This is a genomic window from Leptothoe sp. PORK10 BA2, from assembly GCF_034932105.1.
In the GTDB taxonomy this organism is placed as follows: Bacteria; Cyanobacteriota; Cyanobacteriia; order Phormidesmidales; family Phormidesmidaceae; genus Leptothoe.
Genome location: NZ_JAYGIG010000079.1, coordinates 1 through 8762, shown reverse-complemented (window position 1 = coordinate 8762; position 8762 = coordinate 1). Strand labels below are relative to the sequence as shown.

General features: G+C 48.0%; 8 protein-coding genes. All 8 read right to left on the bottom strand.

From position 1 onward, the window contains the following. Positions 1-70: 70 nt before the first annotated feature. Positions 71-853 (bottom strand): CPBP family intramembrane glutamic endopeptidase, encoded by a 783-nt coding sequence (locus tag VB741_RS14020; protein WP_323365805.1) that lies wholly within the window; start codon positions 851-853, stop codon positions 71-73. Positions 854-868: 15 nt separating this feature from the next. Continuing rightward, positions 869-1582, bottom strand: a complete 714-nt coding sequence (locus VB741_RS14015) for an ABC transporter ATP-binding protein (protein ID WP_323365804.1) — start codon at positions 1580-1582, stop codon at positions 869-871. 1 nt (position 1583) lies between these two features. Further along, positions 1584-2789, bottom strand: coding sequence for an ABC transporter permease (locus VB741_RS14010; protein WP_323365803.1), 1206 nt, complete (start codon positions 2787-2789; stop codon positions 1584-1586). Continuing rightward, positions 2789-4135 (bottom strand): efflux RND transporter periplasmic adaptor subunit, encoded by a 1347-nt coding sequence (locus tag VB741_RS14005; protein WP_323365802.1) that lies wholly within the window; start codon positions 4133-4135, stop codon positions 2789-2791. Before VB741_RS14005 ends, VB741_RS14010 begins: the two co-directional genes overlap by 1 nt. A gap of 469 nt (positions 4136-4604) precedes the next feature. Beyond that, positions 4605-5813, bottom strand: a complete 1209-nt coding sequence (locus tag VB741_RS14000; RefSeq protein ID WP_323365801.1) for a chromate transporter — start codon at positions 5811-5813, stop codon at positions 4605-4607. Between the two features lie 236 nt (positions 5814-6049). Then, positions 6050-6382 carry a Chromate resistance protein ChrB gene (locus tag VB741_RS13995; protein WP_323365800.1) on the bottom strand — a complete coding sequence of 111 codons (333 nt, stop codon included), beginning with the start codon at positions 6380-6382 and terminating at the stop codon, positions 6050-6052. A 401-nt stretch (positions 6383-6783) separates the two neighbouring features. Continuing rightward, positions 6784-8139: a DUF6745 domain-containing protein gene (locus tag VB741_RS13990; RefSeq protein WP_323365799.1), complete on the bottom strand. Its 1356-nt coding sequence runs from the start codon at positions 8137-8139 to the stop codon at positions 6784-6786. A gap of 3 nt (positions 8140-8142) precedes the next feature. Further along, positions 8143-8451 carry a hypothetical protein gene (locus tag VB741_RS13985; protein ID WP_323365798.1) on the bottom strand — a complete coding sequence of 103 codons (309 nt, stop codon included), beginning with the start codon at positions 8449-8451 and terminating at the stop codon, positions 8143-8145. Positions 8452-8762 lie beyond the last annotated feature (311 nt).

Below are 8762 nucleotides of genomic sequence, written 5' to 3'. Positions count from 1 at the left end.
GTTACCGCCTCGACGCTCACGGCGGCGGCCTAATTCCTCCTAAGCTGATGATACCCTCATATGCTCACCTTCAAGAAGTTGAAAGCTTCTGTATCAACTGATACGATTTGAATTTATAATTGCTGATGACAACGTGAAACACTATGTGAGCAATCATTGCTGACTCAAGCCCTTTTTGCCAGTAAAGATACCCGGCAATCAATCCAAACAAGGTGTTTCCAGCAACGATGTAAATCGTCAATGGAGTTGTTACTTGAGGGCTGAGGGCGAATACCAAGGGCAAGTGTCCTAATCCAAAGATCAACGCAGAAATGGTGATGGCAAGCACCACGTACTTAACATTAGGAGTGCCTTCAGCCTTTTGTAGAAAACGCCACAATAGCCATACCAGAACTGTTAAAAGTCCCCACCTCAGCATGATCTCTTCTGTAATTCCACCGTACAGCAGGCGCGTCAACAAGGGGGTGCCTTTAGAAAGCTGGTCTATTTTGGTTAGGAAGTCTGAGGGCAGGGATGGCTTCCATACGAGAGACCACACAGAGATGACAACAGCTCCCAGCACTCCACCCAACAAACCAGGAATGACTTGAGCCTGAATGACCGCTAGTTTTTGTGAACTGCCACTGGCAATGGCTTCCGCAAACGGGGCTGAAAAGCCAACCTGAGGAGCTAGGTTAACTCCAGCGAGCACTGCAATGGATAGCAGAAAGGTAGGTGAGATCAGATTCAGCAGCTTAATCACTGGCAGGGGAAGGTCTCCCTCCGGAATGGGTAGGTTGATCCAGAGGAGGGAGAGTATACCCATCATGCCAGCGAACCAGAGAAGGGCAAATAACATTTTTTTAGAAACCATAATCTGTCTCAAGGCTTAATTGACTAACTGATGAAGGTCTTGCAGCGCTAAATTGGGGTTTAGCACCTGACCATCTTTGAACCAAATCACTCGTTTTGTGGTACGAGCTACATCGGCTTCATGGGTCACCATAACCACGGTCATGCCGCTGCGATTCAGTTCGGTAAAGATGTCCAGAATTTCTTGGGTTGTATGGGAGTCTAAGGCTCCAGTCGGTTCATCAGCCAGGAGCAACAGGGGTTGATTCACAATCGACCGGGCGATCGCCACGCGCTGTTGCTGCCCACCAGAAAGCTGAGCCGGCTTGTTCTGCAACCGATTTTCTAGCCCGACGCGCACCAGTGCAGCGGTGGCTCGTTTGAGTCGCTCGGCTGGGGGGACATTGGCATACACCATTGGCAGCATCACATTTTCTAGTGATGTTAACTGCGGCAGCAGATAGAATTGCTGAAACACAAACCCTAATTTGAGGTTGCGGATCCGAGCGAGGGCTGGATTAGCTAGTTCTGCTACATTCTCATCATCCAAATAATAGGCTCCCGTGGTCGGGCGATCTAAACAGCCAATCAGGTTCATCATGGTGGATTTACCGGAACCCGACGCGCCCATAATAGCGCAGTATTCTCCCTGTTCGATGCTGAGATCAACCCTAGCTAGGGCGTGAATGAGGGTTTCACCCATGCCGTAGACCTTTGAGATACCCTCTAAGCGAATCATCACATTCGCCATGTTAAGACCTCCTCAATGCGACGATCGGGTCGAGTTTTGCTGCCTGACGCGCGGGAACCACTCCAAAAATTAGCCCAATGCCACCAGAAACACCTGTTGCCAGCACAATGGCGCTGAAGGGTACGGTGGGTTTTAGAGGGGTAAACACTCCCACCAATACCGCACTGCCTACGCCGATGCTAATGCCAATAATGCCCCCGGCAATGGAGAGGATGACGGCTTCAATTAGAAACTGTTGCAGGATGGATTGTTCTGGTGCGCCGATCGCCTTGCGCAGTCCGATTTCCTGGGTGCGCTCTGTCACCGACACCAGCATGATGTTCATAATGCCGATACCGCCCACCAGCAGAGAAATTCCGGCGATGGCCGCCAGCAGAATACTCAGCGCTCCCGTAATCTGCCCGAGCAAATCCTGTACTGATTTATTCGCCATAACTAGAAAGTCTTGCTTGCCATGCAACCGGGTCAGAATATTGGTGACTTGGAACGCCGCCGCTCGAATGCTGGCTTGGTCTTTAGCAGAAATCTCAATCTCATCAATGGATATCCCACCGGGAACGCTACGCCCCACCAATTGGTTTGCCATGGTCGTGATGGGAATGAAGGCGTTGACATCCGGATTCACACCCAAAGCACCCCCTTTGCGTTGTAGCACCCCAATCACCTGAAAACTGCGATCGCCAATCTGAATCTCCTGTCCGATGGGGTTGGTGCGATTGAACAATTTCTGGGACAGCTCGGCACCCAACACCACAACAGTTGTATCTTGCTGTTGAGCCACTTCATCCCAAAAACGACCCGTCCTCACCAGCATGTTCCTGACTAGCAGAAAGTCGGGCGTGACACCTTGCACTGTCGCTCTAGTCGTTCGACTTTGATAATTTACCGTCAGACTAGAGGCAATTATTGGTGAGACAAGCTTCACCGCTGGAGCCTGAGCGGCGATCGCCTCCGCATCGGACAGCAGTAACTGGGGGGGGTCTCCCGTTCCGACTTCGCTCTCCTGCCCATCCATAAACACGTACAGCAGATTTGACCCTAAGGATTCGATGCTTTCTTGCGCAAAGTTTTGTGCCCCCTGCCCAATGCCAATCATGGCAACAACAGAGGCATTGCCAATCACAATGCCCAGCACGGTCAGGGTACTGCGAAGTTTGTTAGCAGTCAGGGTTTTGACCGCCATTTTGATGTTTTCTAGGGGATTCATCACAGTCCTTCTGTGTTGTCTACACCTGGGATGACTTGATCCGCAGGTGGGCTGATGAGAATGCGATCGCCGGCGTTTAGCCCGTCTAGTATTTGCGCCTGACTACCGCTCTCAGAGCCGAGGCGAACCAACTGGAAGCTAGGCTCACCGTCTGCATTAACCAGCCAAACTCCCTGCTGTCCCTCTTTTTGCGTCACCACAGCGGCCAGGGGTACCACTAAGGCATCCTGGATGGGTTCTCCCATAAATGCCAGCTTTACGTTCATTCCGGCTTTCAGTTGCTCCAAGCCCGTCTCTAACGTCACCTTGACGCGAAAGGACGTGATGTTGTTTTCCTGCACTGCTCTAGGGGCGATCGACTGCACCTGTCCTTTAAACATCTGATCGGGGTAACTGTCGCTCCGCACCTCAACCGATTGCCCCGGTTTGATCCCAGCAATGCTGGCTTCTGGCACTTTGGCTTCCACTTCCAATCCGCTCGATAATTCGGCAATTGAGGCAGAGGTCGCCCCGTCACTGCTGGATGCTGAGGTGGTGGGAGCGACAAAATCCCCTACGTCAGTAAAGCGACGGGTAATGATGCCGCCAAAGGGCGCTTGCACAAGGCTGTTGTCTAGCTGGATCTGAAAACTTTGGAGTTGAGCGGTGGCTTCTGCAACCTGGGCGCGAGTCTGGGCAATTTCTTCTGCCCGAAAACCATTGCGTTGTCGAGCCAGCTCCTGCTGTGCGATCGCAAGACTAGCCTGATTCTGGGTCAGATTATCCTCAGCATTGCGGACGTCTGCTTGCGATTCGTTTAGATCCTCACGAGCAATGGCCCCTTCCTTTTCCAGGGCTTGCCGACGGTTGAGTTTTTCCGTGGCCAGTTGCAGCCGCGATTGCGCCTCTTGCACCTGCGCCTCCGACCGGATTATTTCTGCCTCTGCTTTGGCAATCTCTTCCGGACGAGTTCCGGCTAACCGCTCAGCCAACTCCGCCTGCGATCGGGCCAAAATGGCTTGATACTGGCTGACCTGTGCCTGAAGCTGCTCATTGTCCATGCGGGCGATTACTTGTCCTGACTCAATGAGATCGCCCTCCCGCACAAACAATTCCACAATTCTTCCCTCTGTTCTAGGGCTGATGTTAATTTTGCGAATAGGTTGCACTACGCCATTGAGTTTAATCTGTAACTGCAAATCTTGAGATTGCACCAGCACCGTATCGGTTGCAATATTGATCTCTGGCGTGGGTTGAGAGCGAACGATACTGTAGGCAATTGCGATCGTTCCCACCAGCCCGATAGCTGAGATACCAAGTTTCCAGGGGGGAAGCTTGCTAACTTTGATCGGTATTGAAGATTGCATAGGCACTACAGAATAGGACTGCAACCAAGATAGTCAGAAAGATGGATGGAGACCTGTAGCTGGAGACATTGATTGGCATGACTCCAGTCATGTTGCGATCGCTCCTGCCACCTCGCTCAACCTTTCACTAAAGCTGAAACCTTTGCCAACTCAACTATTGACTGAAACCGTTGATGCTCAGAACCCTTTATTGAGATAGAAAGCTGGACCGCCTCAACCTTGAATTGGGGCGATCGCTCCCCCGCAAAAGACCCATCAAACCTCGAACCCACAGCAAAAAAAATACAACTGTCTCAACTGAGAACGAAGCTAGCTAACGTTCTGGCTGAGTGGCTGCTAGTAACCTTTGCATCCCCGTCAAGATCTTCCTTCAGTCCGCTCTAGTGGGTTTATGCTGGCTGGGTCGGTACGCTGTCAACGTGTCATTTTGTCCCAGCAACATTACCAGAATACTGTGAGAGAACTACACTCATGCTGAGTGAGTTAATGGATAAATCACCAGTCCAATTACAGCAGAAACAATGACTATCAAGGGTTCAGGCAATTTCTTCTTAAAGGTGAGAAGTAGAATGAGGGTGATAACGGCAATGGCTATGGTGGGAATATCGACGAGCGATCGCCGTCCCAACACAATCACGGCTCCTGTAATGGCTCCAATGGCAGCAACCGTCACGCCTTCAACAAACGCAGCAACCGCAGGCTGTTTGCCATGTTTCTTAAAGTAAGGTGCTGGAATAATTGTAAATAGATAACAAGGGAGAAACGTAGCCAGGGTCGCAACCACCGCTCCTGATAAACCTGCAACGAGAAAACCGATGAATCCAACGGTAATCACAATGGGGCCCGGTGTAATCATGGCAACTGCAACTGCATCTAAAAATTCTTGAGAATTTAACCACTGCAAGTCATTGACTAATCCACCATAAAGAAACGGAACGATCGCCAATCCACTGCCAAACACAAACGCTCCCGCTTGTCCAAAGAAGGTGAAGATGTTCCACAATGTTACTGAAGTTGCAGCAGGTGCTGTGGTGAGTGTTGTCAGCAAAGTGGGAATTACGAATCCAGAAAGCCTTTTGCCGGTTCCCCAGTCTTGGGGAGGTGCTTTCACAAACCACACCAAAATTCCTGCGCCTAAGATCAAGAGAATTTTTTCTGATTCGGTAATTGCCGTAACAGCAGCAGATATGATGTAAATTCCCCAAAACAGCCACTCTTTGCCGATCGTTTTGACTGTTAGTTTATAGCTGCTGTTTGCAATGATGCCAATTACCGTTGCGCCAACGGTGTAAAACACAGCCTGCATCCAGGGCAACCCACCATAGACAGTGTAAGCCCAGCCAAGTGCGAGCACCATCAGAAATGCGGGTAAAGGAAAAACCAAACCTGTCAGGGTTGCTCCCCAAATACCGTAGTGGACATATCCCATATAGATAGCTAGTTGCTCTGCTAAGGGTCCGGGAGCAAGTTGCGCTAGCGACAATCCTTCTTTGTAGTCTGATTCAGAGATCCAGTTTCGTTCATCCACTAAATCTCGTTTCATATAACCTATTAAAGCAATGGGGCCGCCAAATCCCCATGCTCCTAACTTCAAGAAATACAGCACGAGCTGCCAAAGTGAGTATTGAGGCTGGGATTGAGATTGCAGGCTTTCCTGTGGTTCTGTTGCGTTCGTCATTAGATTGAACCTCTCAACTGGATAAGACCTCTTAAACGTATCTAGAGTACATTCAGATAAAATGTAACCCTTGTTTCTGCAAATAGCAACACCTATTGCAAGCGTAATCTACTCATCTAAGCTCATTGACCAGCCGTTCAACATGCTCAAGGATTTTGTCTCGTCCAACCATCAGGTTTTGACTGGGTGGTGGTACATTGTTCCAATGGGCAATTTCTGTTTCAGGAGGAGCTAGCTCACTGACATCGCAACCCAGTGATACCAATCGAAATGCATCTGTCAATCGGAGAATCGCTGGGTTCAGTGATGGTTTCTAATGCTTTTTCGATTTCTGTGGCTTGGGTGTCGATTTCTGTGTACTCCTCTCGGCGAGATTCTCGAAACCGTTCGATGAGATCTTGGTCAGCTAACTCTTCAAAATGCTCAACGCACATGATTAATGCCTCTCCCTTCGCCTGTTGAACTTCTTGAGCCAGCCACTTGAATGCTTCAATGCACTCTTCACGATCTGGAAGAATTTGGACATTGTTTAGGGCGAGCGCACCGATGCGGCGTAAGCGCCTCCACAAGGTGACTCGTGGACTAGAAGAGTTTTAGAGAGAAGAGAATAGGAAAAGACAAACCAACTCTACCTAGTACCTACGTTTGAGGACTAGAGTAACAAGTGTATATCTTAGATGCAATAGATATTGCTTGACGAGGTAAAAGTTATCTAGAAGGTAAGTCGGGAACTTTAACGCTTCTTCCTAATGGAAGATCTTGGAGAATATCTTCTGGTTGCCTAATTTACTGCTTTATTCCAAAAAATAACTTTCAGAAGCCACTTTCACCAAGATACAGAGCTAGCTCGCGTTCCAACTCACCAGCTGTAAATAGCTTGGGCAACCCCAACAAAGCCTTACGGCAGTCCGGTGCAGTTGGCTTTATGCTGTATGTTCTTACTCATCACCCTTCAGAAGTACATAAGCTATCAAGTTTCTACAGCAAACCATTCTGGATCGCTACCCCAGTTTATCCAAGTGGCTGCTTCCCTCGCCGATCGCATACTTGGTGGAACCCGGATAGCGTAGGTCGATCCAGTACTCGGACAAATCATCTTCAGCAGGTAGACGGAATCACCTTGAACCTCGTCATGTCTTTCCCAAGGAGGTAGCTCAGGAATTCGACTGTAATCATCATAGACCGGCAGTTTAAGCAATGTATACTCCCGCCAACAATCCATTTCTTCTGCCTGTAGCTCTTGACATATCCGAGCATATCCAATTTCCTGAATGAGACATCGCCGCACTTCAGCATTTTGCTCCTGAAGAATCCAGTGGGGTTGCCACTGGCTGGGATGCACGCTCCCAATATATTGCGGTAAGGCAGTGCCATGATAGAAGTAATTCATCCCAAAGCTGTCAGGAAATATAACAGCTGGTTCACCTTCAGCATGAAGATTATTTTGAGTGTCACGTTTGAATCTAGGGCGATCGCTCACAAAGCAGATTTCTTTAAATGGATTAATAAACGCAAGATGCTGGGCAGCCCTCAGAAAAACTGTGAGTAATTTAGGCTCCAATTGGATTCCGTGGGATGCGACGAAATCGAACATCGCTGCATCAGTAATTTTGCTAAACCAGATTGGTTTACTGAGTGGAAAAGAATAAACTTCTAATTCTAATAGTGACTGATTGACCAGGATGCTAAGCTGGTGAATCAAGCGATAATCGAGATGATAGAGAAGCTTAGATATCCAATCTGTATTTAGATTGGCACCTCGCGAAGAAGGTGAAATTAAATCATACCAAGCGTTCGACTCGTGTAGATTCGTATGTCGATAGCCAAACAGTTCGAACCTAGTTGCTAAAATAGTTAAGTCATCTAGTTGGGTGCGAGGATAACCGTGCCAAGGATCGCTAGTTGCATCATAACCATAATAATCTTCTGAGACATGAGAAAAATTAATTTGAGTGGCAGCAAGAGCTGATAGTTGTCCAGCTAAATCCATCGCATCCATTCTATTAACTCTAATGTTCCAATCATTCCAACCAAAGAGATTGGGATCAAACTCCTCAAGATACTGTTGAAGCAACTGAGCATAAATTTTTTCAGATAGGTTGATCAGTTCACTGCGAACTGAAGTCAGCGTACTGGAAGATTGTTGGAGTAATAATTCAGCCGCAATCGAGGTTGCCCAAGGGCTATCTAAAAAAACTACCTTGGGTAAGGGATGACCAATAAGCTGATACAGATCGCCAATCACTTCTGTTGCTTCGGCTGGATCAATCGGTGTAGAGAGAACGTCGATCCATTTCTCAGATACTTGATCAATTGGTGTCTGCATAGCTTAATCTGCAACCAAACGCGGCCCAGTGGGCTCATACTCTCGTTGAATGCGTACCATCCAAGTTCCTTGGGGAATTTGAATCGGCTGATGTTCTTCGTGAGATAGCGTTGCTGTTTCAGATAGGATTTTTAGAAAGAGAATTCCATCTTTTTCAATGAGTTCTGCCTGTCCCTGAGTAATTTGATGCTTGTGTCCAGTTACTTCACCTTCCGCCAAAACTAGATGGGGTAGTTTTGACTGATCGCTATTCGCTGAAGGTTCTGCCCATACAAGCAAAACATCACCTTGTCTAAATCGAAAAGATTTCATGACTTCCTCTCTGTAATTCGTCGAGATGATACTAAAACAGATTTCAATGTTTTCTTGAGAATTTTAGCTGCATAAATATTATTTAGAGGGAAAGTTTCCACCTATCTACCTCATACGGATGATTAGGTGGAAAGCTTCAGTATAATCATTCCTTATACATAGGGCTGGTGCTGCTTAGGATTTATGGCACTGGTTCCGCCAGGTGGGTCAGCGTAAAGGCATGTTGTATATACGATAGACGATAATAGGTTCAGCAAAAGCTGATCTAATCTGGGTGGTGTTATGGATCTATTTTCTCATCCGTGTCCTTG